Annotated in this window: 27 protein-coding genes and 1 pseudogene; all 28 read right to left on the reverse strand. The window is 38.3% G+C overall.

Annotated features, from left to right (window positions below):
* Positions 1–63: 63 nt before the first annotated feature.
* Positions 64–1,836: an ATP-binding protein gene (locus tag FN924_RS10070; RefSeq protein WP_143894137.1), complete on the reverse strand. Its 1,773-nt coding sequence runs from the start codon at positions 1,834–1,836 to the stop codon at positions 64–66.
* A complete protein-coding gene (locus FN924_RS10075; protein ID WP_143894138.1) occupies positions 1,836–2,552 on the reverse strand; it encodes a response regulator transcription factor in 717 nt (238 codons plus the stop codon). Before FN924_RS10075 ends, FN924_RS10070 begins: the two co-directional genes overlap by 1 nt.
* A 38-nt stretch (positions 2,553–2,590) precedes the next feature.
* On the reverse strand, positions 2,591–3,781 hold the full coding sequence (ccsB, locus tag FN924_RS10080) for a c-type cytochrome biogenesis protein CcsB (RefSeq protein ID WP_143894140.1): 1,191 nt from the start codon (positions 3,779–3,781) through the stop codon (positions 2,591–2,593).
* 27 nt (positions 3,782–3,808) lie between these two features.
* On the reverse strand, positions 3,809–5,422 hold the full coding sequence (locus FN924_RS10085; protein WP_143894142.1) for a cytochrome c biogenesis ResB family protein: 1,614 nt from the start codon (positions 5,420–5,422) through the stop codon (positions 3,809–3,811).
* Positions 5,423–5,446: 24 nt separating this feature from the next.
* Positions 5,447–6,013 (reverse strand): thiol-disulfide oxidoreductase ResA, encoded by a 567-nt coding sequence (resA, locus tag FN924_RS10090; protein ID WP_143894144.1) that lies wholly within the window; start codon positions 6,011–6,013, stop codon positions 5,447–5,449.
* Positions 6,014–6,068: 55 nt separating this feature from the next.
* Complete coding sequence (locus FN924_RS10095) at positions 6,069–6,803, reverse strand: pseudouridine synthase (RefSeq protein WP_143894146.1); 735 nt, start codon at positions 6,801–6,803, stop codon at positions 6,069–6,071.
* Positions 6,804–6,902: 99 nt separating this feature from the next.
* Positions 6,903–7,433 (reverse strand): spore maturation protein, encoded by a 531-nt coding sequence (locus FN924_RS10100; protein WP_143894148.1) that lies wholly within the window; start codon positions 7,431–7,433, stop codon positions 6,903–6,905.
* Positions 7,430–8,020 carry a nucleoside recognition domain-containing protein gene (locus FN924_RS10105; protein WP_143894149.1) on the reverse strand — a complete coding sequence of 197 codons (591 nt, stop codon included), beginning with the start codon at positions 8,018–8,020 and terminating at the stop codon, positions 7,430–7,432. The genes FN924_RS10100 and FN924_RS10105 overlap by 4 nt, the downstream gene beginning before the upstream one ends.
* Positions 8,013–9,095 (reverse strand): D-alanyl-D-alanine carboxypeptidase family protein, encoded by a 1,083-nt coding sequence (locus tag FN924_RS10110; protein WP_143897183.1) that lies wholly within the window; start codon positions 9,093–9,095, stop codon positions 8,013–8,015. Before FN924_RS10110 ends, FN924_RS10105 begins: the two co-directional genes overlap by 8 nt.
* A gap of 188 nt (positions 9,096–9,283) precedes the next feature.
* Positions 9,284–9,886, reverse strand: coding sequence for an SMC-Scp complex subunit ScpB (gene scpB, locus FN924_RS10115; RefSeq protein WP_143894151.1), 603 nt, complete (start codon positions 9,884–9,886; stop codon positions 9,284–9,286).
* Entirely contained in the window at positions 9,887–10,624 is a 738-nt protein-coding gene (locus FN924_RS10120; protein ID WP_143894153.1) for a segregation/condensation protein A, read from the reverse strand.
* A 116-nt stretch (positions 10,625–10,740) separates the two neighbouring features.
* Positions 10,741–11,097, reverse strand: a complete 357-nt coding sequence (locus tag FN924_RS10125; protein ID WP_143894155.1) for a GNAT family N-acetyltransferase — start codon at positions 11,095–11,097, stop codon at positions 10,741–10,743.
* Between the two features lie 260 nt (positions 11,098–11,357).
* Entirely contained in the window at positions 11,358–11,795 is a 438-nt protein-coding gene (locus FN924_RS10130; protein WP_143894157.1) for a site-2 protease family protein, read from the reverse strand.
* Between the two features lie 154 nt (positions 11,796–11,949).
* The gene (locus tag FN924_RS10135) at positions 11,950–12,384 is read right to left on the reverse strand and encodes a peptidylprolyl isomerase (protein WP_143894159.1); all 435 of its coding nucleotides are present in this window, start codon (positions 12,382–12,384) and stop codon (positions 11,950–11,952) included.
* The gene (gene lysA, locus FN924_RS10140) at positions 12,365–13,699 is read right to left on the reverse strand and encodes a diaminopimelate decarboxylase (RefSeq protein WP_143894161.1); all 1,335 of its coding nucleotides are present in this window, start codon (positions 13,697–13,699) and stop codon (positions 12,365–12,367) included. Before lysA ends, FN924_RS10135 begins: the two co-directional genes overlap by 20 nt.
* A 177-nt stretch (positions 13,700–13,876) precedes the next feature.
* Entirely contained in the window at positions 13,877–15,352 is a 1,476-nt protein-coding gene (locus FN924_RS10145) for a spore germination protein (protein ID WP_143894163.1), read from the reverse strand.
* On the reverse strand, positions 15,349–15,915 hold the full coding sequence (locus FN924_RS10150) for a stage V sporulation protein SpoVABEA (protein ID WP_143894165.1): 567 nt from the start codon (positions 15,913–15,915) through the stop codon (positions 15,349–15,351). Before FN924_RS10150 ends, FN924_RS10145 begins: the two co-directional genes overlap by 4 nt.
* A gap of 26 nt (positions 15,916–15,941) precedes the next feature.
* A complete protein-coding gene (locus FN924_RS10155; protein WP_143894167.1) occupies positions 15,942–16,364 on the reverse strand; it encodes a stage V sporulation protein AB in 423 nt (140 codons plus the stop codon).
* Positions 16,342–16,965 carry a stage V sporulation protein AA gene (locus tag FN924_RS10160; protein ID WP_143894169.1) on the reverse strand — a complete coding sequence of 208 codons (624 nt, stop codon included), beginning with the start codon at positions 16,963–16,965 and terminating at the stop codon, positions 16,342–16,344. Before FN924_RS10160 ends, FN924_RS10155 begins: the two co-directional genes overlap by 23 nt.
* A gap of 149 nt (positions 16,966–17,114) precedes the next feature.
* A complete protein-coding gene (sigF, locus tag FN924_RS10165; protein ID WP_143894171.1) occupies positions 17,115–17,870 on the reverse strand; it encodes an RNA polymerase sporulation sigma factor SigF in 756 nt (251 codons plus the stop codon).
* A gap of 9 nt (positions 17,871–17,879) precedes the next feature.
* Positions 17,880–18,320, reverse strand: a complete 441-nt coding sequence (gene spoIIAB, locus FN924_RS10170; protein WP_143894173.1) for an anti-sigma F factor — start codon at positions 18,318–18,320, stop codon at positions 17,880–17,882.
* A complete protein-coding gene (spoIIAA, locus tag FN924_RS10175) occupies positions 18,317–18,670 on the reverse strand; it encodes an anti-sigma F factor antagonist (protein WP_228409420.1) in 354 nt (117 codons plus the stop codon). The genes spoIIAB and spoIIAA overlap by 4 nt, the downstream gene beginning before the upstream one ends.
* A 99-nt stretch (positions 18,671–18,769) precedes the next feature.
* Positions 18,770–19,954: a D-alanyl-D-alanine carboxypeptidase family protein gene (locus FN924_RS10180; protein WP_143894176.1), complete on the reverse strand. Its 1,185-nt coding sequence runs from the start codon at positions 19,952–19,954 to the stop codon at positions 18,770–18,772.
* A gap of 99 nt (positions 19,955–20,053) precedes the next feature.
* Positions 20,054–21,355: a pyrimidine-nucleoside phosphorylase gene (locus FN924_RS10185; RefSeq protein ID WP_143894178.1), complete on the reverse strand. Its 1,302-nt coding sequence runs from the start codon at positions 21,353–21,355 to the stop codon at positions 20,054–20,056.
* 25 nt (positions 21,356–21,380) lie between these two features.
* Positions 21,381–22,202, reverse strand: a pseudogene (locus FN924_RS19870) (purine-nucleoside phosphorylase).
* 12 nt (positions 22,203–22,214) lie between these two features.
* Positions 22,215–23,390 carry a phosphopentomutase gene (deoB, locus tag FN924_RS10195; protein ID WP_194709649.1) on the reverse strand — a complete coding sequence of 392 codons (1,176 nt, stop codon included), beginning with the start codon at positions 23,388–23,390 and terminating at the stop codon, positions 22,215–22,217.
* A gap of 115 nt (positions 23,391–23,505) precedes the next feature.
* Positions 23,506–24,393: a site-specific tyrosine recombinase XerD gene (gene xerD / locus FN924_RS10200; protein WP_143894182.1), complete on the reverse strand. Its 888-nt coding sequence runs from the start codon at positions 24,391–24,393 to the stop codon at positions 23,506–23,508.
* Positions 24,394–24,399: 6 nt separating this feature from the next.
* On the reverse strand, positions 24,400–24,618 hold the full coding sequence (locus FN924_RS10205; RefSeq protein ID WP_143894184.1) for a YqzK family protein: 219 nt from the start codon (positions 24,616–24,618) through the stop codon (positions 24,400–24,402).
* Between the last annotated feature and the right edge of the window lie 123 nt (positions 24,619–24,741).

Below are 24,741 nucleotides of genomic sequence, written 5' to 3' on the forward strand. Positions count from 1 at the left end.
TAGCATAATCCCTTCTCTAACATACTAATTCGTTTCATAAGGAACAAGATAATTCTGCTTTTTTTAATCCGTTTCGATGTTTTTAGGTATTTTAAATGTAAATGTTGTACCTTCCGACTCTTTACTTTGGACAAAAATTGACCCTTTGTGCGATTCTACAATATGCTTTGCAATTGCTAGACCGAGACCAGTACCCTTCTTTCCTTTACTTCTCTTTCGGGATTTATCCGCTTTATAAAAACGCTCAAAGACAAACGGTAAATCATCCTTTAGGATACCAGCACCTGTATCATGAATAGAAAATTGAACAACTTGATCTTGTGAAGTTACTTCAACGATGACACGTCCCTCTTCGTTCGTGTGTGTAATTGCATTATCTATTAGATTCGTTAGCACTTGTTCTATACGGTCTGGATCGATGCGAATAGAGCCTAGATTCGTGTTATGCTCTAATTCCAGATGAACTTGTTTGTCTGTAGCCAGCCCTTTAAACTTTTTGACCACCCGATTAACGAAGGGGGATAGCTCTACAACTTCCAGATTTAAGCGATCATGACCCGCTTCCATCTTAGCTAAATCTAATAATTCATTAACCAAACGTCCAATTCGAAGTGATTCTTCATAAATGATTTGTGCTAACTCATTCTTCTCTTGCTTAGATTCTGCTACATCATCTACGATGGCTTCACTGTATCCTTGAAGCATGGATATCGGTGTTCGAAGTTCATGGGAAACATTCGCAATAAAATCTTCTCGGTACTTATCCATAGCTCGCTCTTCGGTCATATCACGAATAACTGCTACCGCTCCACGTACTTGTGTTTGATCATATAAAGGGGTCATGATCATCACATAGCTTCTTCCTTGGACGAGCAATTCATTCATTACCTCTTCTTCAGAACGAATAACCTCTTCTAATCCATGCTGTAATTCCGTTGGCAGAAGCGATTTGGAATCCTTTTTATCTTGCTCATATTCAAAATTCCAATCCTCCAAAAATTTTTGTGCGGGTGGATTGGAAACTATAATATCCCCTTTTCGATTTAATGTAATAACCCCATCTGCCATGGAGCTCAAAATACCGGAAAGCTGCTCTTTTTCCTGTCTTAAAGCATTAATATGAAACTTCAACTGTCTCCCCATACGGTTAAAGGCCATAGCCAATTCCCCGATCTCATCATGGGTAAGAATTGGAACCTTAGTATTAAACTCACCTCTTGCTAACTCAAAGGCACCTTCTCGCATTTTGATTAAAGGCGAACTAATTCTTGTAGACAAGAAGAAAGCAAAGATTGTCGTTAATATGATGGCAATTCCAGCAGCTAACAAAATAATTTTAGTTGTATCTTCAGAGGTTTCTCTCACGACATTTAACGATTGGTACACAAAAATTGCACTCGTATCCTCTTTCAACGCTTTTCCGACAATCATCACTTCTCGATCACTATTTGGAAGTGTAATTTGTTTTTGAACCTTTTTACCATCCGAGATAACACTAGCTAATTCTGGATCCTCTAGCAGCCATGCATAAGTGACTTTATTTAAATTTGGATCACTTGTCTCGGACAACCACAATTGATCCTCTCCAAATAATATTGCTACCCGACTAGATGGATCCATAATACGCGAAGTCGTTTCTAAGATGAAGGATCGCTCTTCCTCTTGATCAATCATTTCTGCAATTTTGTTCGCTGATTGCATTAAGTCATCTTCAGCTTCTGACACGTGAAAGTTCTCAAAAAACTCCAGCAATAAGATTGTTAGAATAAATAATACGAAAGAAACGAGAAGCAGGATCGTAATCCATAGCTTCCCGACAACACTACGCCATATCATTATTTGCCTGATACCTCAAATTTATATCCGACTCCCCACACGGTAACAATCATTTTTGCTGCGTCTTGAGAAACTTTATTTAACTTTTCACGTAGTCTTTTTACGTGGGTATCAACGGTTCTTAAATCACCAAAAAACTCATACTTCCACACTTCTTTCAAAAGCTGTTCACGATCAAATACTTTATCTGGTGCCTTGGCTAGAAATAGAAGTAATTCATATTCCTTTGGTGTTAACCCTACTTCCTTACCATCCGCAGTGACACGGTGTGCATCATTATCTATCAAGAGATGGGGGAATTCTAATACATTGCGTGCACCAAAGTCTGTTTGTACTTGTCCACTAGACTGAGAACGTCGAAGTAAGGCTTTAACACGTAATACCACTTCTCGTGGACTAAAAGGTTTCACGATATAATCGTCTGTACCAACTTCAAACCCTTGTACACGATTGGCTTCCTCACCTTTTGCTGTAAGCATAATAATTGGAGTTGAGCTTGACTCTCTAATTTCCTTACATGCTTCAATCCCATCTTTACCTGGCATCATGATGTCTAAAATGATTAGTGCATAGTTTTGTTGAAGTGCATATTCTACGGCTTGATTTCCATCTTCTGCTTCTTCGATTTCATAGCCTTCCCGTTCTAAATACATTCGAATTAGTCGACGAATTCGCTCTTCATCATCTACTACTAATATTTTTTGATTTTCGCTCATTTTCATTCCCCCCTTTGTCTTTATCTATTACTATACCATTATGCGTAGGAGTGTAGTCCTGCAAGGATTAAATTTACCGCAATCAAATTAAACATAATGATAGCGAATCCGCCTACCGCTAACCACGCAGAACGTTCTCCGTGCCATCCACGTGACAATCGTAAATGGAGGAAAGCAGCATAGAAAAACCATGTAATAAGTGCCCATACTTCTTTCGGGTCCCATCCCCAGAAACGGTCCCATGCTTGCTGTGCCCAAATCATGGCAAATATTAGTGCTCCAAGTGTGAAGACTGGGAAGCCGATAGCAACAGAACGATACGATATTTCATCGATCAAATCTGGATTGACACGTTTTAATAAAGGCTGAAACGCAGCCCCAACTCTTTTTCTTGCGATTAATCTAGCTAATAGGTATAGAACAGCTCCAGTCATCATAGACCATAATAACGTATTAAATTTACGAGCTGCATCTTCCCCTCTCATCCATGTTGGTGCTTCAAATAGAGGGTTGGCAACATCACTGGTTACAAGTTTACTATCATGTGGGCCTACAATAGATGGTAATTCATAAATAGTACTTACTGGCTCTCCATCGACTTGAAATTCATACTTTGCTTCATAGCCAAGTCCGCTAAATATGGAGACAATAAGTACAAATCCAATAACGGAAAAAATAGAATATAATATAATTTCCAACCAAGTTGTTTTGGCAGATCGTTTTGTTTGATCGATTTGACTGATTAAATAGATGAGTCCAGCAGCGAAACTGACAGCTAGTATCGCTTCTCCCAGCGCAGCTGTCGTAACATGAATATACAACCAATGACTCTTTAAAGACGGTACTAAAGGTGAAATCTCAGTTGGAAACATACTTGCATACGCAATGACCAAGATCGCAACTGGTAGTGCAAAAAGTCCCAGAATATTAACACGATAGATAAAGTAAATAATAATAAATGCAAAAACAAGCATCATACCGAAGAAAGTTGTAAATTCAAACAAATTACTTACCGGCGCATGATGGCTTGCTATCCATCTCGTAATAAAGTACACAACTTGTGCTACAAAACCGATTATGGTTAAGGTTATCGCAATCTTACCTGCTGTATTTTTGGTCCCATCTGACCGTTTATCCTTTATCGTACCTGCAAAAAAGAATGTCGCAATCAGATAAAGCACAAACGCGGCATATAAAAAACTACTACTTATTGATGCGAGATCTCCCATCGTTATCCTCCTTAAAAGGAACTAATATTATTTTTTCTCCTGCTGGTCTTCGACCATAGTAATGGAGGTTCCTTCAATTATTTTTTCTATATCTTTTTTAACCCCAAAGTAATTTTTGTTCGTATGACCTGCTAACAGTAGACCGTTCTCTGTTGGGTGTATCCAAATTCTTCGGTGATGCCAGTACATCCCTTGAACCACACCAATCATAAAGATAAGACCGCCCAAAGCAATAAACGGTAAGGTATAATCTCGTTTTACGGTAAGTCCAGTTACATCTCGCATTTCAAATGCTTCAATTCCAATTTTATACTCATTATCTCCAGATGGCACATTTCGACCAATTCCAGCAAAGCTAATTTCTGGTTCAGTCTCATTTGGAGGATATACAAAAAATACAAAGGCTGGATTTTTTGGATACTTCGATTGAGATCGTGGCTCCCCATCGGACATGTAATAGTCTGGAAAGTATTGATCAATCACAACACGGAACCCATTATCTAATGTGTACTCAGATTTAGGATCCATTAAGTCTATTTGAAAGGTTCCTAAAGCCTTTTCGTCCGGGTCATCTGTTCGGTGGACTCGAAACGTCATAGATTTGAATTCATTTAATTGATAGTTGGATTGATAGAGTGCAAATCCATCAAATTTTAAAGGGTGATTAACCTTGATACTATCTTCCTTTAAAACTTCTAGCTCGGGCTCTGCACCTGGTATCTTGGCATTTGTATTTTTGTATACTACGGCATTTGTCTGGAAGTTACTTGGTACTACTCCTTGTTTCGCTAGAGATTCCTTATAGCGTTCGTCGTTTTCATCGTAGGTTTCCACAATGAAGTCTTCATTTTTTACGTAATATTGCTGATCTGTACTCGGGACAACCTTTGTTTCCCCTTCACGAACCCAAACATAATCATCTATGTACATGAATGGCACAAATCGCAACAATGCTCCTAATAGAAATACAATTAAACCAATATGATTCACATATGGACCCCATCGAGAGAATCTACCTTTTTCTGCAAGAACATGTCCATTTTCTTCTGTAACACGATATCTTAATTGTCGAAGCTTTTTAACTACCTCTTGTTTCTCTTCCGACGAAACCGTTTCCGTTTCACTGAAAAGACGCTGTCCTCTTAGGAAATTTTCATGTCGAGTCGGTTTTTGATTCTTTAATGCCTTATACAACGGAACAACACGATCAATACTCGCCACCACAATAGATATGCCGATTAAAGCAATTAGAACCATATACCACCATGAACTATATAAATTATGAAAGCCTAGCTGATAGTATATTTGACCAAATATCCCGTACTGATCTGCATAATGCTGAGCTGGTTCCACTGTTGGTGGGATATACATTTCCTGTGGAAATATTGTACCGATAGCAGAAGCGACTAGTGTGATAAAAATTAAGGTCACTCCTACTTTTACAGATGAGAAGAAATTCCAAATCTTATCGATTATGGTTTTATTTTTTGTTTGTGATCTTCGAGCACTACCTTCATAGCGCATGTTTAATAACGTTCTTTGCTCTGAAGCTTCTTTCTCTAACGGCAATCCACAAGAAGCACAAAACACTGTCCCATTTGGATTTTTGTGCCCACATGACTCACAAGTATATTGTTCCATCCAAACCCCTCGCAATTTCTCTGTTTATTTCGGTTGAATTTGCTGTAAGTACCCCTCTAACTTACTTAAGGTTAGTGCTCCTGATACCTTTTCCACAACTTCTCCTTCCGAGTTAATAAAAAAAGTTGTAGGAAGTGGATCAATTCCGTACAGATCCATTACCTGCCCTTTATCATGCAAGACTGGGAATGTTAAATCATAATGATCTATAAACTTATTAATAACAAGCTCATTAGCATCTAAACTAACAGCTACGATTTCAACACCCTTTTCCTTGTATTCCGGATATAATTCTTGCATATATGGCATTTCGTCTTCACATGGTTCACAATACGTGGCCCAGAAGTTCAACATAATGCCCTTGCCTTTTAAATCATTCAGTTGCAAAGAATCCGCTTCTCCATTTAACTGCTTCAGTTGAAAATTAGGTGCTTTATCCCCGACATCAACGACACTATTTCCTGAAACAAAGTTGGAAACAAGCGCAAAAACTAATGCAGCAAACAACACAAGTAAAACCGTTGTTCGAAAAATTAAACGGCTCTGCTTTTTATTTTTTTTAACTTTGTTCGCTTCTTCTAATTTAGTCATATATGCACACTCCCGCTTCCATTATAGCATCGAAATAACGGTTAAAATTTGACTATTATTTAACAATTTTTTGAGCTTCTGCACGCAACTGTTTCACTTCGTGTGGGGTAAGCTCTCTAAATTCCCCTGCATTAAGTCCTTCCAATGTCAAAAACCCATATTGTTCCCGCTTTAGTTTATCAACTGGATAACCAATGGCTTCTAACATTCTTCTCACTTGCCTATTTCTACCTTCTTGTAAATTAATTTGGACAATCGCGGTTTTCTTCTTGTCATCAGTAGACAGCACCTTTGTAAAAGTAGCTTTTAGCTTCTCTCCATCGGATGAAATTCCTTTTCGAAGTTTATTCAGTTCCTCTCTCCTAGGTATTCCTTTTACTTTAGCTACATAAATTTTTTCAATTTCGTATTTTGGATGCATTAATAAGTTTGCAAATTCACCATCATTCGTAAGCAAGAGTAGACCGGATGTGTCATAATCTAATCTTCCGATCGGATAAATCCGCTCCTTCACATCAGGGAAAAAATCTGTTACTACTTTTCGATTTTTATCATCCTTCACACTTGAAATAACCCCTCTTGGCTTGTACAACATGTAATAAACTGGTTGTTCTTTTTCTAAGGGTACACCTTCTACTTCAATATCATCATCTGGCCCAACCTTGGTACCTAACTCCTTCACAACTTGACCATTTACCGTTACCTTCCCTGCTTCGATTAGCTTTTCTGCTTTACGACGAGAGGTAACACCGCTTTGTGCAATTACCTTTTGCAACCGTTCTAAACTCATACCATCACCTGCTTTTCTTTCTGTTTCCTATCAGTCTTGACGTATTTTTTATTATTTAACGAAAAACAAGCGCTAACACTGTCATGTTAACGCTTTTCTTTATAAAAATACAATCGACACGATTATAATTGATGCAATTATACCAATAAAATCTGCTATTAGTCCAACTTTTAATGCATCTCCCATTCTGCGAATGCCCACAGCTCCAAAATAAACCGTCAATATATATAACGTAGTGTCTGTTGATCCTTGCATGGTGGATGCTAATCTTCCTATAAATGAATCTGGTCCGTGTGATTGAATCAGTTCTGTTGTCATCCCCAGTGCAGCTGTACCAGAAATCGGCCTCACTAAGGCTAACGGAACAATATCTGCTGGAACTCCAATCGCCATCAAAAACGGAGATATCCATTCAATAAATGCTTCCAGTGCTCCCGATCCACGCAATATGGCAATTGATACCATCATTCCTAGTAAAAATGGTAGAAGAGATACTGCCATGCTCACGCCTTCTTTTCCACCTTCGACAAAGCTTTCGTATGTTGGAACCTTCTTCCATGTGGCAACTACTAATACTAGTAAAATGATACATGGAATAATCCATGTGCTTAACGTCGTAATCAGTGTCATCGCTTATTCTTCCGCACCCTTCTATAGTGGAATATTCGGTCCACAATAATCGCCGCTGTAGTGGAAACTAGCGTAGCTAAAATGGTCGTTCCAACAATTTCAGTTGGGGCAGCGGATTCATATTTCATCCGGATGGCAATCACAGTTGTTGGTATTAGGGTCAAACTAGATGTATTTATGGCTAAGAACGTAATCATGGATCGACTCGCTTTATCCGATTGGCTAAGCTGTTTCATTTGCTCCATCGCTTTGATTCCCATTGGTGTTGCTGCATTCCCTAATCCGAATAAGTTTGCAGTAAAATTAGATAGAATATATCCCATCGCAGGGTGATTTTTCGGTATATCCGGAAATAACCTCGTAACAAATGGTTTGAATAAGCGCGTTAGAATCCTCAATAAACCAGCTTCTTCTGCAACCTTCATAATCCCCAACCAAAATACAAGGACACTGATAAGACCTATGGTCAATGTTACTGCTTCATCGGCACCTTGAAATAAGGCTTGGTTCACTTGATCCATTGTGCCATTAAACATGGCGTAAACGATACCGATAATAGCCATAAAAGCCCATATTAAGTTAACCATGTACCGAAGCCCCGGTCAATTGCTCAAACACAGATAGGACTTGATCCCAGAAACCTTTTTCCTCTCCTTGTTCTGCTTCGGAAAAGATAGAGGCTGAAGTAATGGTTTCTCCATTAAGTCGGAAGATTTTCTTTCCAATAATTCCACCTGGTTCCTCACGTTTTGTTTCTTTTTCAATAAACGTCTCAGAGGTAAGCTGTTTATTTTCTTGTTCAGTTAGCGGGTAAAGGATATCATGATGAATAAATCCTTCCACTATCTCGTCACTTCCTTGAATCGAGTATGTTTGAATCCCTTCATCTTGTAATTTCTTCATATCATAATGCTTAAAGCCCCAATCAAACAAGCTCATATGGTCATTCCAATCATCGGGTCCATCTAATGTTACGACAATTAGTTTCATCCCATCCTTTTCAGCTGTTGAAACTAATGTTCTCCCTGCTTTTTTTGTATAGCCTGTTTTTCCACCTGTACTGTATTCATAATAGCGTGTGAGCAGCTTATTTTTGTTTCCCCAAGCATATTCACGTGATTCAGCCTTATAGGATTTGGCACTGGTTATTTCACGGAATATCTCGTTATTCATTGCGTGACGCATGAGTAAAGCCATATCGTAAGCCGTGGAATAATGTGTTTCCGAATCTAAACCATGTGGATTGTCGAAGTGACTATTCGTCATCCCTAACCACTGTGCCTTTTCATTCATCAAGTGAACGAATCCTTCAACACTTCCTCCTACATGCTCCGCAATCGCAACTGCAGAATCATTTCCTGAACGAAGCATAAGACCATATACAAGATCTTTCAATTTCATTTTCTCTCCCTCTTTTAAATAGATAGAAGAGCCCTCTGTATATACCGCACGTCGGCTGGCAGTAACCGTTTCATCTAACTTTCCAGATTCAATTGCCACAATAGCTGTCATAATTTTGGTGATGCTAGCAATGAGATGTTGGTCATTTGCTGCCTTTTCATAAAGAACTCGTCCAGTTGTTTGTTCCATTAATACCGCATTTCGTGAAGAAACTCCTGGTTTTGCAAATGTTTGAACGGGCTGAACGAGTAATGCGAACATACTTATACAAGTGAGTAGTATTCCAATTTGCTTCAATGTGCTACCTCCCAACCTAGCCAATGTCTTTACATTCTTATGCAAAAAGGACATGCATATGACTGGTATTATAATTTTTATTGTAAGAAGGGGAGGAAGGTTACGTAACGTACAAAAAATAGATACACAACAATAAAAAAACTAATCCACTATCATGAATTAGTTTTCTCGTTCTCTTTTTCTGCTTCATTAAATTTTTGAAAGAATAAATCTGCTTCTTGCTCTACATCGATGTCCGTCACTTCTTCTGGCAATGGTGGAAGCTCTTCAATGGACTTCAACCCGAAGTAAGTGAGAAAGTCCTTTGATGTGCCATACATAATAGGACGCCCAACCCCTTCTTTTCTGCCTTTCTCCTCAATAAGTGACCTTGATACAAGCGTTTGGACAGGACGATCACTTTTTACTCCTCGTATTTCTTCAATTTCTGTTCTCGTAATGGGCTGCTGATACGCAATAATCGCTAATGTTTCCAAGGCTGCTTGAGACAGCTTAGACACATGTGGAGACTCTAACAATCTTTGATAATAAATGGCATGCTCCGGTTTCGTTGTTAAGTGATACACCTTGTTTGATTCTAACAATGTAATTCCACGGTCTGTATGCTCATAATCAAACTGTAGTTCCTCAACTATATGTTCGATCGTTTTGATATCTAGTTCCAAAATACTTGCTATTTGTTTAATAGAGAGTCCTTCATCCCCTGTAGCAAACAGGAGACCTTCTACGATAGCTTTATATCCTGCAATCTCCATTTATACTTCCCCCATTTGATACACTATTAATTCATCAAAATGATTTTCTTGCACGCAATAGATTTCTTTTACCTTCATTAGTTCTAAAATTGCGATAAATGTGACGACTATATGAGAACGAGTTGGATGTGGAAAAAGACTTGTAAAACGAACACCACCAGCACTTTTTCTTACCATATCCATCACCTCTTCCATTCTTTGCGATATTGGAATCTCCGCTCTTTGAATGGTCGTATCCATCGGCTGCTGCCATTTTTTTCGTTCAAACACCTTCGACATTGCAGCGATCATATCATAAATAGAAAGCTCTCCACGAACTACTGGAGGACGCTCCGTCATTTCGTCAAATACTTTTGGTGGTCTCGTAAAAATTTGATTGGATTCGCTTTCTCTGTCCCTTAATTGGTCAGCCGCTTCCTTAAAACGTCGATATTCAATAAGACGACGCATTAATTCCTCTCGAGGGTCCTCCTGATACTCATCATCTTCCGCTTCCAACTCTTGATTCGGTAATAGCAGTTGGCTTTTAATCGCTAGTAAAGTTGCAGCCATCACTAAGTATTCACTTGCAATATTTAACTCTAGCTGCTGCATTGTATGAATGTAGTTCATATATTGCTTTGTAATTTCTGCTACTGGAATATCATATATATCAATTTCATATTGATTAATTAAATGCAACAATAAATCTAGTGGTCCTTCAAAATTGTCTATTTTAACAAGGTAGGACTGATCCATATTGGTTACTTCCTTCCATCTATTACAGAGTTGCTCAGCTTACCAATTCAAGTCTTCTTCTTATCATATACAAAAAACTAGCTCTTCAACAAGAGCTAGTTTAGATTTTTCTAATTTTATGTATCTTCAGGCTTTTTCAGCTTTGCAAGAAAAGCTTTTGTAGAATCATTTGAAATTACTTCTTGGCCCTCATAGATGCTTTGAATTTCTTCAAGCATCTTTTTCCCAATCCCCATACCTCGATAGGAAGGGTTCACGGTTATATGTTGAACGAGTACTTTTTGATTGGACTGAAGCTCGATGCCAATTGCTCCTAATATATCGTCTTCCTTCCATAAATACAAATGCCAGGCCTCGTTCGTTTCATATTCTTTCATTGTATGTTGTAGCTTTTTCACTTCTTTTTCTTCAGGCATAAAAGACAAAAGTCCCATAGCTATTTTTTCTAAACTTTTTTTATACCTAATTAACATAGAAACCCCTCTTTATGGACATAACTTTCTATCCATGCTTCCCATTATAAGCTTAATCATTAAAAATTTCCATCCATGCTTCACTAAACGGTTAAAGAACAAAGACAAACCAATAAACAAAACCCCAAATTATTCCTAGTGTTAGTAAAATAGCAAATAAAATCCAATTTTTCTTTCTTGTACTCAACCAATCATCATTCCTTTTACTTCAAGTACATCTTTGTTAAATCATACTACTATTTATTCAATATGTCATGGTTTTATCGAACTGAATTCCAAAAATTTACTATTACTTTATACCCATCAGACTGCTGCATTGCGATGTTAAATGGTATTAAATTAATTATGCACAACCACAAATTAAACAGGCTTCCTAATTGAATAGCTGGATGTTCTACGGAACATGTACTAAAGAAAATAAGAAGGTTAAAAAAAGGACCTGCAAAGGAAATCACAGCCATTTCGGTCGGATGAAATGAATCCATCTTTTGGTAATTGGAATAACCACCCAGAAAGAAGTACTGTTTTATATTCACACGCAGCTTCCCTTTTTTCACGCTAACTAGTGATCTACCTCTTCCTATTGTAAGTTCAATATCATCTGCTTTACAAAGAAATGCGGCAAAACAATGTCCTAGTTCATGAAGTAAGATACTTATAGGACCAATGATGAGGACGAATAAGAGTATATTAACCATATTCCTTCCTTTCCGATACTAGAATCATTCTTCCATTTTACCATGACTTATTCTCTATAGGGAATCAGAGTAGAATATAGAAATCCAAAACGAAAAGTGAGTCCTAGGACTCACTTTTCTCCATTCATGATTGCATCATTAATTTTTAAAGGATTTAAACTGTTTCAACACGCACTTTCTTCATTTCATCGCCTTGTTGAATACGGAGAACCGTATCCAACCCTTCCGTCACTTGACCAAATACCGTATGAACGCCATCTAAATGAGGCTGTGGCTCGTGTACAAGAAAGAATTGGCTCCCTCCTGTATCTTTTCCAGCATGCGCCATTGATAAAGCTCCAGCTACGTGCTTATGTGGGTTTCCTTCTGTTTCACACTTTATAGTATAGCCTGGACCACCAGCTCCAGTTCCAGTCGGATCTCCGCCTTGTGCAACAAATCCTGGGATGACTCTATGAAACGTTACGCCATCATAGAAACCATCATTCGCTAGCTTTTCAAAGTTAGCGACTGTATTTGGTGCTGCGTCTTCGAACATCTCAATCACAATTTTTTCTCCGTTTTCAAACTCAATTGTTGCTTGCTTCATTTAAAACGCCTCCGTTATATGCATATTGTAAGTCATTTCGTGTCAAGTCTTTATAAGATTCTCTTTTAATCACGAGCTGGTCTCGTCCATCCTCTACAAACACAACCGCTGCTTTTGGAAAACGGTTATAATGATTAGACATGGAGTACCCGTAAGCCCCGGTGCTAAACACAGCTAGCAAATCACCATGATTAATATCTGGAACATCTATATCCCAGATTAACATATCACCAGATTCACAGCATTTCCCTGCAACAGATACTTGTTCTTTTAAATCATGATTTGCTTTGTTCGCAACCACTGCTTGATATTTAGCTTGATAAAGGGCAGGTCGTAGATTATCCGTCATACCGCCGTCTACAGACACATATTTACGAATCCCTGGTATGTTTTTAATAGAACCTAGTGTATAAATAGTCACGCATGCATTTCCAACAATAGAACGACCTGGTTCAATCCAAATTTCTGGTACCGGTAGTCGCAAAGACTCTGCTTGTTGTTTTACTTCTGAAACAAGCGCCTCCACGTAATCTACAAGTGGCAATGGTTCGTCCTCCGCTGTATAGCGAATCCCAAAACCTCCACCTAAGTTCAGTACTTCTGGTGTATAATCATATACTTGATTCCATTGATGCAAAGATTCAAATAAACGACGGACAGCCATAATAAACCCGTCTGTTTCAAAAATCTGTGAGCCTATATGGCAATGTAATCCTTTTACATGTAGTAAAGGAGAGGCATTTGCTAGTAAAAAGGCTTGTTCCGCTTGTCCATTCGATAAATCAAAACCGAATTTTGAATCCTCATTGCCTGTTAAAATGTAATCATGCGTATGTGCTTCAATACCAGGTGTAACACGAAGCAATATTTCCATGGATCTGTTAGTTTCTTGCAATATTTCCTTTAAGAGTTCGATTTCATAAAAATTGTCCACGACAATACATCCGATTCCGTACTGTACAGCCATCTCTAATTCCTCACGACTCTTATTATTTCCGTGCATATGAATCTTTTCAACTGGGAAGTCAGCTTGAATAGCTGTGTATAGTTCTCCTTGCGACACAACATCGAGACTTAATCCCTCTTGATTCGCAACCTGGAGCATCGCTACAGAGGAGAATGCTTTACTTGCGTACGCAACCTGATATTTTACACCTAAGCTTCTAAATGTTTCCACAAATGCTCGTGCGTTTTTTCGAATGATGGATACATCATATACGAAAAGAGGTGTTCCATACTTTTGGGCTAAATCTACCGCATCTATGCCACCAATTTCTAAATGGCCATGTTGATTCGTTGGAAAGGGATAATCCATGATCTGTTCCTCCTCACCCTTACGCCTTTCTTAATTTAAAAATCCCTTATCCTCACTGAAAAGGATTCCTAAACAGATGGGATAAGGGAATGTTAGGTTCATCATTACCATCTAATATGAGAAAAGGTTATGTTAAACATAAAGCTAATTTACCATAATGCAGAGTGCCGTTCAACATTAAACCTTTTTCGGTTGACGATAGTTATTGCGTGGATGAACGATACTCGGTCTATCCTTGGACATGGGAACGGAAACACGGATTAAAATTTGAAGCAATGCCTTTCCATTAAAGGGTAGAAATGGCCATAAATATGGGGTTTTTAATGATTTAATATGCGCTAACAACAAAATATATAGCGTAAAACCAATTGCAAACCCTTTAACGCCAAACATCGCGGTTATAATTAGCAATATAACTCGCGACATCTTGTTGGCTACACTTAACTCATAACTTGGTGTTGCAAATGTCCCAATTGCACTTATCGCTACGTATAAGATAACTTCGGCAGAAAACAGTCCCACATCAATTGCAATCTGCCCAATTAGTACTGCGGCAATTAACCCCATTGCAGTAGCTAAAGGTGTTGGGGTATGAATAGCAGCCATTCTCATAAATTCTAATCCAATATCTGCTAGAATGATTTGGACAACAATTGGAATGTTCCCTTGTTCAGTCGGTCCAATGAAGGACAAACCTTTTGGCAATAAAGAAGGCTCCATTGCCAGTAATAACCAAAACGGAAGTAAGAATACGGAAGCAAATATGCCAGCAAATCGTATCCAACGAATAAAGGTACCTACTCCTGGAGATTGTCGATATTCCTCTGCATGTTGGACATGGTGAAAATACGTGGTAGGTGTAATGATTAAGCTCGGTGACGTATCGACCATGATAAGTACGTGTCCCTCTAATAAATGATTGGCAGCAACATCTGGTCGTTCCGTGTATCGTACAAGCGGAAATGGATTAAAGCCTTGGTTTACAAGAAATTCTTCTATCGTCTTGTCTGCCATCGTTAATCCATCTATCTCAATCTGTTTCATTTCATTCTTAATCAACTTTATTAACCCTTGGTCGGCAACATCATCCAAATATGCGATACAAATATCCGTTTTAGACCTTTCACCTACTTTAATCAATTCATGACGTAGTCGTTCGTCCCTTACTCTCCGTCTTGTTAAGGCCGTATTCTCTATGATATTCTCTGTATAACCGTCTCTGGAACCTCTAATTACCTTTTCTGTATCAGGTTCTTCAGGAGTTCGACCAGGGTAACTTCGAACGTCGATAATATAGCCAAACTCTTCTCCATCTATAAGAATCACAATTAAACCGGACAACAATTGGTCCACGACTTCATCCATTGTTTCTACTTTCGTTACTTGCTGATGAATTAAACGATTCTGAATCAATTCCCCTACCTTGTTCGCGCCTCGATCTGATTCATTAATCTCCAAGATTTTTTTCATTAATTGCACTATAATCGGTGTTTCACATAAACCCGTTACATAATATAAATTAATATGTTTTTTAAGAAGCGTAAAATCGCGAACTCCTAGGTCAAATGAAGTTCCCAACCCAACACGGTTTTCCATAAATGTTTTATTATTTTTTATTTTTGCCGATATTGCGGTTTTCGTATCTGAATTCATTTCTTTCCTCCCCTTTCTAGGATCATCTCAATTGCTTGTCTTGTAATCGGAGATCCATTTTCTACGGCATCTCTACCATACATTTTCCCAATATCCCCAATTGCAACGACAATAGGAAGGTTCAATTGATCTAACGCATACACAGTGTCTCCATTCACTCGCCCAACATCTGCGACTGGTATTCCTTCTTTATCTACCCCATTTGCTGTAAGATTTCCTTCGTTATCAATCGCAAAGGTAAATCTTGTCCATTCTAAATTTTTCGTGTGTGAGGCGACGGCGATTGCACCGATAATGTCAATATCAGGGTCCTTATCCAAATCAATTAAGATATGTTCTCCGGCACCAACCCCATGCCACCCTGCATCGTCTACTAAGACAAATACCGGCTCAGATGGTGCAGATTTTACTGCTTTGATTACCTCTTGAGAGCTTGCTTTTGTTGGGTTATCTGATAAATGAGACAGACAAGTCCCACCGAACTTAGGGGCCAAGTAATCCAATGTTTTTCTTGCATATTCATCCCCATCTGTTATGACGATTACTTGCTTCCTGTTGCTCATATAACCGATCCTTTCTATATATGGGATTAATATTTCACAAATAGTACCCATTGAAAAATAGATCCGAAAATTTTCCCAAACACTATGGCCATTAAAAACCATAAAATATGTATTTCCATCCCGATTCTTTTAGCTAAAAGTGGAAAAACATTTAATACCTCCGTTAAAGCAGCGGCAAGCATTCCTATAAAAATGCCGTGCAAGGAGCCCCATATCACAATAACTGGCTTTGATGCTTGGAAATGGATGTCCGTAAACGCTAAATAAACGCCAAATAGCGCTCCAAAAATAACACTCAGTTCGATTATTTTCATATAGTTGTGTGTTTTACTCAATTGCACTAACCGAGGGATAATCCCTAAAACAGTTAAAAATCCAACAAAGCCTGTACCAACAATTAGACCAGATGCAAAACCGATAAGAATTTCAGCGGCGACGAGAAGTAGCATCTTTTGTATTTATCTCATTCTCATAGTGACTAACATACTGGTCTAAATCTTGTTGGTATTTAAACATTTCGACTTCTAGTGGACTTGGCTCTTCATTAAACCGCTTCTTAAACAAGTGATTAAAAAACAAAATCATGCCTACCCCAAGTCCGATTGAATATGGAATTTGAAGCCATAAGGGATGATGTACCTCTTTCCCTGTCAACAAAAAATGGAGCTTCTGTTGAACCTCCTGCATACTTACATCATAATGAAAATTCATAATCGCCATCGCTGAGCCAACAAATAGTAATAGCCAAATGAGAGAAACTAACACGATGGATGGAGCCTTTGTTCGTTTTTTTAAGTATAAAATCGTTTGGGAAGGTCCAATTAATTGGAGATCCTGCTCTGGATACCGCTGATTTAACTTCTCTATAATCGAGAATCCATCCAGTACTTTTACAGGATCTTGCTTATGAATCGTAACGTCCAAAAATGTATTTTCAACTCTTCTTTTAAGGTTTGAACTTGCTGATATGAAAGCAATATCTTTCATTTGTAACTGTTTATTAGGGGTAACTTCTAGCTTCTTTTTCATTCTGATATAGACAATGTCCAAAAAAGTCCCCTCCTTTATTTAGTTCTAGTATGGATGATAGAAGCTAAAATCATGCACTTTCCATGAAGATTCTCTACTCCTCACCGTCCATATCAGTTATCTTTCCAACAAAAAAACTACCCGTTGCAATTCGCAACAGGTAGTTCGTTTTACATGCCTATTTGCTCTTTAATATACTCTAGAATTCTCTTTTCAAGCCTAGAGACTTGCACTTGAGATATTCCTAAACGTTCCGCAACTTCGGATTGCGTTTTATCCTTATAATACCGAAGATATACGATAAGTCGTTCCCGTTCTTCTAAATTACGTATTGCTTCTTGTAAAGCGATTTTATCAAACCATTTTGTGTCTTGATCAGCGATTTGATCAAGCAGGGTAATGGGATCCCCGTCATTCTCGTAAACTGTTTCATGTATAGAGTGAGGAAGCTTAGCTGCCTCTTGGGCATGTACCACATCCTCTGGAGACAACTCCAATTCGATAGCCAGTTCATTAATTGTAGGAGATCTACCAAACTTTTTCGTTAGCTCATCCTTCTTCTTTCGAATCTTATTCCCTGTTTCTTTTAAGGACCTACTAACTTTCACACTTCCGTCATCCCGAATAAATCGTTGAATTTCACCGATTATCATTGGAACCGCATAGGTTGAAAACCTTACATCATAAGAAAGGTCAAACTTATCAATGGATTTTAAGAGACCAATACAACCAATCTGGAATAAATCGTCGGGATCATACCCTCTATTAATAAACCGTTGAACCACAGACCAAACAAGCCTGACATTTCGTTCTACTAAAAGGTCACGTGCAACCTGATCCCCTTGTTGACTGTCATAAATATATTTCTTCACTTGTTCATCTGTCAGCTGTTCCTCTTTTTTGGAATTTTTAAGGTTTATTTCCATAGACATCCCCTAATTGCATACGGTTTTACTTTTCTTTAGTTGTTTAATCAGCTTGACAGTTGTCCCTTGTCCAGGAAATGAGATGACCTCCAACTTATCCATAAAGTTTTCCATGATTGTAAAGCCCATTCCGGAACGCTCTAGTTCCGGCTTTGATGTATATAGTGGCTGTATCGCTTCTTCTACATCCAGTATTCCAATCCCATCATCTTGAATAAGAAGTTCTACCACATCATCTTGAAGCGTACACTTAATTTGAATCATCTTATCTGTATCGTTATTGTAGCCATGAATAATGGAGTTGGTGACAGCCTCAGATACAACCGTCTTGATTTCAGTTAGTTCATCAACAGTAGGATCTAACTGTGCAACAAATGCTGCAACTGTAACTCTTGCGAATGCTTCATTCGAGCTTAAACTACTAAATTCTAAGTGCATTGTGTTTTTCATGAAGCCACCCCCAAGCTTAACAAAGCAAATTCTTCTGTTTCTTCTAGTCGAATAATCTTAAATAGACCGGACATATCAAATAGTCTTTTAACCACTGGTGAAATGGCACAAACAACCATTTCACCACCAGCTTGCGTGACTTCCTTATATCTGCCTAAGATTACTCCAAGCCCGGAGCTATCCATAAAGTCAAGATCTCCAAGATTTAACACGACATGTTCCGTGTTGGATTCACGAATAGCCATCTGCCATTCTGCTTTTAAATTTTCAGCTGCATGGTGATCTAACTCACCGGTTAGTCTTACCAGTAATACGTTTTCCTTCTTTGTAAATTTCACAGAAAGACTCACTACTGATTCCTCCTTCTTGTTCCTGTAGTGAATCCTTTCTTCTTTCATCTAGCAAAATCCTGCCCTCCGACAAAAGAAGTGGAAAATCGAAAAAAGTTCCTAGGATGGTTCGACTTTCAACATATTATCCATAGATTTTTTAAATAGCTTCCAAAATCCAGCATTCTCTACATCCTCTTCGACAACAATCGGTGTTTCAGAAAGTAACTTATTGTCTTTTAGTACTTCTAATGTTCCAACTTTGTCTCCCTTTTTTAAAGGTAAATCTAACTCAGAATCTAACTTTACTTTCGTTTCAATGTCCTCTAACTTTTCTCCTTTTTTGTGAACGACAGAAATTGATTCATCCGTTACAACTCTCACTTTATCTTTTGCTGCTTTTATTAATTCTAGGTTTGTGACTGGTTGATTACTATTAAATAGCTTTTTCGTTGCGAATTGGCTAAATGCATAATCTAACATGGAGGTCACATCACTGTTTCTTTTTTTCGTTGTATCTGCTCCCATCGCAACAGCAATGACACGCATATTATTTTTTTTCGCTGTCGCTGTTAAACAATATTTAGCTTCTGATGTATAACCAGTTTTTAGTCCGTCTACCCCATCGTAGAATTTGACCAATTTATTCGTATTTACAAGCCAAAACTCATCTTCTGTACCTTCTCTTAAATAGCCATCATACATGCTCGTATATTTCGTAATGTTTTCATATTTCAACAATGCCTTTGCCATTACTGACATATCATAAGCTGTGCTGTAATGATCTTTTGCTGGTAAACCAGTTGGATTCTCAAAGTGTGTATTCTCTAAGCCAAGCTCTTTTACTTTATCGTTCATCATCTTTACAAATGTCTTTTCACTTCCAGCAATATGCTCTGCTAATGCCACACTGGCATCATTTCCTGATGCAACAGCTACCCCTTTTAACAAATCTTCTACGGACATTTCTTCGCCTTGCTCTAAGAAAATTTGGGAACCTCCCATTGAGGCAGCATGCTCACTGACACGTACAGTGTCGTCCAGTTTAATTTGCCCTTCTTCGAGTGCTTCCATAATTAACAATAGGGTCATGATTTTCGTCATACTGGCAGGGGGAAGTACCTTGTGTGAGTTTTTTTCATAAAGAATCTTACCCGTATCTCGTTCTATTAAAATAGCTGATTTGGAACTTTCTGCTAGGTTTAAATCGTCTTTCTCTTTCGCTTTTTCTTCAGCTTGAATCGGTTGCGCTACTGTCGTGCCAATTAATATAACAATCAAGCATCTTAGAATGAATTTCTTCATGACTATACCTCCATAATCGTAGTATTCATATTTTTTCCATGATGATGGAGTTTTATAACAAAAAAATGACTTGATTTATCATCAAGTCATTAAATCGTATTAACGTATTACTTTATATATTAAAGGGTTAGTAGTTGGTTGTGTCTTCCCAATCTCGAAAGCTTCTTGTACCTTTTGTATGGAATCAGTAGGATGCTCATCGTCGCTATGGAGAATGGCAATAGCTTCTCCAGGTCCCACTTTATCCCCTATTTTCTTTTTCAACGTAATTCCCACACCATGTTGAATGACATCTTCTTTTGTTGCTCTCCCCGCGCCTAAATACATGGCAGCAATTCCAATCGATTCGGCATCAATAGCTGTCACAAATCCATCTCTAGTAGCCATGACTTCTACGTGATAAGCGGACGTCGGTAAGGTTTCTGGATGATCAATTTGTTGAACATCTCCACCTTGAGCTTGAATAAAGGAGCGAAATGCTTGAAATGCTTTACCATTGTGAAGGTTCTTCTCTAACTCTTGGTAGGCGGTTTCATAGTCATTAAACACTTCTGCAAGAACGGTCATATGAGCAGCCAATTCCAAACCTAGTTGTTTTAAATCTGGAATATCTTTTCCTTGCAGTACCTCCATTGCTTCTCGCACTTCATTGGCATTTCCAATTTCATACCCTAATGGCTGATTCATATCACTAATAACCGCAACAGTATTTCGTCCAAGGTTGTTTCCGATTTTCACCATTTCCTCAGCCAAGGCTTGTGAATCTTCTAATGTTTTCATAAACGCACCTGTGCCCGTTTTGACGTCAAGTACAATACTGTCAGCACCAGATGCCAGCTTTTTACTCATGATGGAACCTGCGATTAAAGGAATCGAGTCCACGGTTGCGGTTACATCTCGTAATGCGTAGAGTTTTTTATCGGCAGGTGCAAGATTTCCTGTTTGTCCCGCCACAGCTAACTTAAACTGATTCACATTGGAGATAAATTGTTCTTTCGTCATTTCCACATCAAAGCCGGAAATAGATTCAAGCTTATCAATCGTGCCACCAGTATGGCCTAATCCTCTTCCAGACATTTTGGCAACAGGAACACCAACAGAAGCAACTAAAGGTCCAGTAATGAAGGTTATTTTATCCCCCACTCCACCTGTAGAGTGTTTATCCACCTTATGCCCATTAATTGCTGATAAGTCAATGGTTTCTCCTGAATCAACCATCGCTTGTGTCAACGTAGCCGTTTCTCTTTCGTCCATTCCTTGAAAATAAATTGCCATCAAGAGAGAAGAGACTTGGTAATCTGGAATATTTCCGTCTGTATAGCCTCGAACAAAATACTTAATTTCTTCGTCCGATAAAGAATTTCCATTTCTTTTGTTTTGTATAATGTCAACCATTCTCATTGAAATCACCTATATTCATTAAAATTCATTTCATTGGAAGAGTGCGAATAATTTCTTTCATAAAACGGAGGAAGTCTTCTTTTACCTTTTCCGTTGTTTCCATTACTTCATGGTGTGTTAATGGTTGGTCAAGAATACCTGCAGCCATATTTGAAATACATGAAATACCTAACACTTCAAGTCCTGCATGATTGGCAACGATGACTTCTGGAACTGTGGACATACCTACCGCATCTCCCCCCCACGTACGAAGCATTTTTACCTCTGATGCAGTCTCATAAGAAGGGCCTGTATTTCCTACATAAACGCCTTTTTGAACGTTTAAGTTTAAGGAATTAGCAACCTTTTCGGCATGCTGCAGCAGTCGTTTACTATACGCTTCCGACATATCTGGAAATCTCGGTCCAATTTCTTCGTCATTCTTCCCAATCAAAGGATTTGTTCCAAAATTATTGATGTGATCCTCTCAATCAACATTAAATCACCAGGATTATAGGATTCATTGATTCCACCCGCTGCATTTGTAACAATGATTTGCTCTACTCCCAGTGCTTTCATCACTCGGATAGGAAACGTTACTTTGACCCATCTCATACCCTTCGTAATAATGGAATCTACCTTGCATTGCGATGACAAATTGACCTTCTAAACTTCCTAATACTAGTTGTCCTTTATGACCGGAAACGGTAGATACAGGAAAATGCGGGATATCTTGATACGGAATGGCTACAGGATTTTGAATATCTTCAGCTAAAACGCCCAAACCTGAACCTAGGACCAGACCAATCTTCGGAGCTTGATCGACTTGCTTTAAAATATAATCCTTTGCTTCAACTAAATGAGTCATATTGTTTTCCCCCTATTTCAATTCTTTCAAAAAGCTTTTTCCATGTTCTGGTGCTTGTATGTTAAAGTTTTCTGCGACAGTAGCAGCAATATCGGCAAAGGTTTGACGAATAGGTAGCTCCTTACCGCTTTCAAATGCTTTCGAATAGACAAGCAATGGGACGTATTCTCGTGTATGATCTGTCCCATGATGGACAGGGTCGTTCCCATGATCTGCAGTGATGATTAACAAATCCTCTTCATTTAAATTTTCAAGCAATTCTGGTAGTTGAGTATCATAGGTTTCCAATGCTTCCCCATAGCCCTGAGGATCTCGTCTATGCCCATATTTTGCATCAAAATCTACTAAATTTAAAAAGCTAATCCCTTGAAAATCATCTTTTGTTGTTTGAACGATTTGTACCATTCCATCATCGTTGTCTTTTGTGCGAATCGATTTTGTTACTCCTTCTCCATCGTATATATCAGAAATTTTCCCGATAGCGATTACATCTAATCCGGCATCTTTTAGTTCGTTCATTGTTGTACGTCCAAATGGTTTTAAAGCATAGTCGTGGCGGTTTGATGTTCTCTCAAAAGCGCCAGGTTCTCCTACAAATGGTCTAGCAATAACACGCCCCACCATATATTTTTCATCAAGTGTTAATTCACGGGCAATCTCACAAATTCTATACTGCTCTTCAATCGGAATAATCTCCTCATGGGCTGCGATTTGTAAAACAGAATCAGCGGAGGTGTACACGATTAAAGCCCCTGATTCCATATGTTCTTTTCCTAATTCTTTAATAATCTCGGTTCCAGACGCGGGTTTGTTACCGATAATTTTACGTCCAGTTTTTTCTTCCAACTCTTGGAGAAGCTCATTTGGGAATCCATCTGGGAATGTACGGAATGGTTGTTCAATGTGTAACCCCATAATCTCCCAATGACCTGTCATCGTATCTTTTCCATTTGAGGCTTCTTGCATTTTGGTATAAAAAGCGGCAGGTTTATCCGCTTTAGGAACTCCTTTAATTTCTCGGATATTACTAAGCCCAAGCTTTGCCATGTTCGGCATCTTTAAGCCTTGCATATGCTCTGCGATATGTCCAAGTGTATCAGCTCCTAAATCTCCAAAATCTGCGGCATCCGGAGCCTCTCCGATTCCAACTGAATCCATTACAATAATGAATATTCGTTTAAAAGACATGTTTATTTCCTCCTATGTATCATTTCTTTATTTACTTTTCCAATCTTTCTCTATAATATCACAAATTTCGTTGTTGTATGATGTCAGACCTCTTTAACTACCATTCACCCTTCGCCTAAGCTCTTGGGTGATAGGACTTATAAATATCCTTTATTCGTGATTTTGAAACATGTGTATAGATTTGAGTTGTAGAGATATCAGCATGGCCGAGCATTTCTTGAACAGAGCGTAAATCAGCCCCATTTTCAAGTAAATGCGTAGCAAAAGAGTGCCGAAGCGTATGCGGTGTAATCTCTTTTTTAATCCCGGCATCTTTGGCAATTCCTTTTAATATCTTCCAAAATCCTTGTCTAGTTAACGGCTTACCGTGCTGATTAACGAATAAAGCATCTGTCTTTGTTTTCTTTACTAGTTGCGTTCTACTTAAGGTAATATAGCGATCTACTGCTTCCTGTGCTAATTCCCCTAGTGGAACAATTCGTTCCTTAGATCCTTTCCCAAACGTCCTCACAAACCCCATTGTTAAGTGTAAGTCACTAACTTTTAAGGAGATTAATTCTGATACACGTAATCCAGTTGCGTACAGCATCTCTAGCATTGCTTTATTCCGTATGGCAAGTGGATGATTCACTTCCATCGTTAATAGTGTTTCCACTTCTTTAGAAGAAAGCACTTTAGGTAACTTTCTCTCCTTCTTCGGTGTTTCAATATGTAGACTCGGATCGGTCGGTGCCTGATATTCACGCACTAAAAATTGATGAAACAATCGAATAGATGATAAGGATCTCGCTATTGTTGCAGAGGATTTCCCACTATCATGTAGATGGTACATGTATTGTGTGATGTTAGCCCGAGATACCTTTTTCCAATCGTCTAGATTGCATTGTTCCTTCATATGAAGCTGGTAAGCTTGTAAATCCCTACGATAGGACAATAATGTATTGTGAGACAATCCACGTTCTACTTTTAAATAATGAAAAAAGTCATCGAGCTCATGATTCATTCAAGTCTACTCCCCTAATCGAAAAAATAACGATAGACGATCCACCCACGACTGATCTTGTTGTTCAAAGACTTTCACAGCTCTTCCTTCAGGAGGATCATACTTGTGATAATTTTCATACTCAGCGTGTATAGCTCTTAAACCAAAATAAAAGAGCATTGTGCATACCGTGAAAATAATGAATAATTTCAATGAATCTCGAACGAGTGAAATAACCGACTTCATAGACAAAACTCCCCTAATAGAATGGACAAGAAATTCTATTACCAAGATATGCCTAAGGTTGCCGAAAATATACGTCTATATTACTAAAGGTAACGGAAAATTATAGGTTTGTAAATTATTTCA

The organism is Radiobacillus deserti (assembly GCF_007301515.1).
GTDB classification, from domain to species: Bacteria; Bacillota; Bacilli; order Bacillales; family Amphibacillaceae; genus Radiobacillus; species Radiobacillus deserti.

What these genes read in the sequence shown, in the direction of transcription:
- FN924_RS10070 (WP_143894137.1), bottom strand. Translation starts at nt 1,836, where the DNA reads ATGATATGGCGTAGTGTTGTCGGGAAGCTATGGATTACGATCCTGCTT.
- FN924_RS10075 (WP_143894138.1), bottom strand. Translation starts at nt 2,552, where the DNA reads ATGAGCGAAAATCAAAAAATATTAGTAGTAGATGATGAAGAGCGAATT.
- ccsB (WP_143894140.1), bottom strand. Translation starts at nt 3,781, where the DNA reads ATGGGAGATCTCGCATCAATAAGTAGTAGTTTTTTATATGCCGCGTTT.
- FN924_RS10085 (WP_143894142.1), bottom strand. Translation starts at nt 5,422, where the DNA reads ATGGAACAATATACTTGTGAGTCATGTGGGCACAAAAATCCAAATGGG.
- resA (WP_143894144.1), bottom strand. Translation starts at nt 6,013, where the DNA reads ATGACTAAATTAGAAGAAGCGAACAAAGTTAAAAAAAATAAAAAGCAG.
- FN924_RS10095 (WP_143894146.1), bottom strand. Translation starts at nt 6,803, where the DNA reads ATGAGTTTAGAACGGTTGCAAAAGGTAATTGCACAAAGCGGTGTTACC.
- FN924_RS10100 (WP_143894148.1), bottom strand. Translation starts at nt 7,433, where the DNA reads ATGACACTGATTACGACGTTAAGCACATGGATTATTCCATGTATCATT.
- FN924_RS10105 (WP_143894149.1), bottom strand. Translation starts at nt 8,020, where the DNA reads ATGGTTAACTTAATATGGGCTTTTATGGCTATTATCGGTATCGTTTAC.
- FN924_RS10110 (WP_143897183.1), bottom strand. Translation starts at nt 9,095, where the DNA reads ATGTTCGCATTACTCGTTCAGCCCGTTCAAACATTTGCAAAACCAGGA.
- scpB (WP_143894151.1), bottom strand. Translation starts at nt 9,886, where the DNA reads ATGGAGATTGCAGGATATAAAGCTATCGTAGAAGGTCTCCTGTTTGCT.
- FN924_RS10120 (WP_143894153.1), bottom strand. Translation starts at nt 10,624, where the DNA reads ATGGATCAGTCCTACCTTGTTAAAATAGACAATTTTGAAGGACCACTA.
- FN924_RS10125 (WP_143894155.1), bottom strand. Translation starts at nt 11,097, where the DNA reads ATGTTAATTAGGTATAAAAAAAGTTTAGAAAAAATAGCTATGGGACTT.
- FN924_RS10130 (WP_143894157.1), bottom strand. Translation starts at nt 11,795, where the DNA reads ATGGTTAATATACTCTTATTCGTCCTCATCATTGGTCCTATAAGTATC.
- FN924_RS10135 (WP_143894159.1), bottom strand. Translation starts at nt 12,384, where the DNA reads ATGAAGCAAGCAACAATTGAGTTTGAAAACGGAGAAAAAATTGTGATT.
- lysA (WP_143894161.1), bottom strand. Translation starts at nt 13,699, where the DNA reads ATGGATTATCCCTTTCCAACGAATCAACATGGCCATTTAGAAATTGGT.
- FN924_RS10145 (WP_143894163.1), bottom strand. Translation starts at nt 15,352, where the DNA reads ATGAATTCAGATACGAAAACCGCAATATCGGCAAAAATAAAAAATAAT.
- FN924_RS10150 (WP_143894165.1), bottom strand. Translation starts at nt 15,915, where the DNA reads ATGAGCAACAGGAAGCAAGTAATCGTCATAACAGATGGGGATGAATAT.
- FN924_RS10155 (WP_143894167.1), bottom strand. Translation starts at nt 16,364, where the DNA reads ATGCTACTTCTCGTCGCCGCTGAAATTCTTATCGGTTTTGCATCTGGT.
- sigF (WP_143894171.1), bottom strand. Translation starts at nt 17,870, where the DNA reads ATGGAAATAAACCTTAAAAATTCCAAAAAAGAGGAACAGCTGACAGAT.
- spoIIAB (WP_143894173.1), bottom strand. Translation starts at nt 18,320, where the DNA reads ATGAAAAACACAATGCACTTAGAATTTAGTAGTTTAAGCTCGAATGAA.
- FN924_RS10180 (WP_143894176.1), bottom strand. Translation starts at nt 19,954, where the DNA reads ATGAAGAAATTCATTCTAAGATGCTTGATTGTTATATTAATTGGCACG.
- FN924_RS10185 (WP_143894178.1), bottom strand. Translation starts at nt 21,355, where the DNA reads ATGAGAATGGTTGACATTATACAAAACAAAAGAAATGGAAATTCTTTA.
- deoB (WP_194709649.1), bottom strand. Translation starts at nt 23,390, where the DNA reads ATGTCTTTTAAACGAATATTCATTATTGTAATGGATTCAGTTGGAATC.
- xerD (WP_143894182.1), bottom strand. Translation starts at nt 24,393, where the DNA reads ATGAATCATGAGCTCGATGACTTTTTTCATTATTTAAAAGTAGAACGT.
- FN924_RS10205 (WP_143894184.1), bottom strand. Translation starts at nt 24,618, where the DNA reads ATGAAGTCGGTTATTTCACTCGTTCGAGATTCATTGAAATTATTCATT.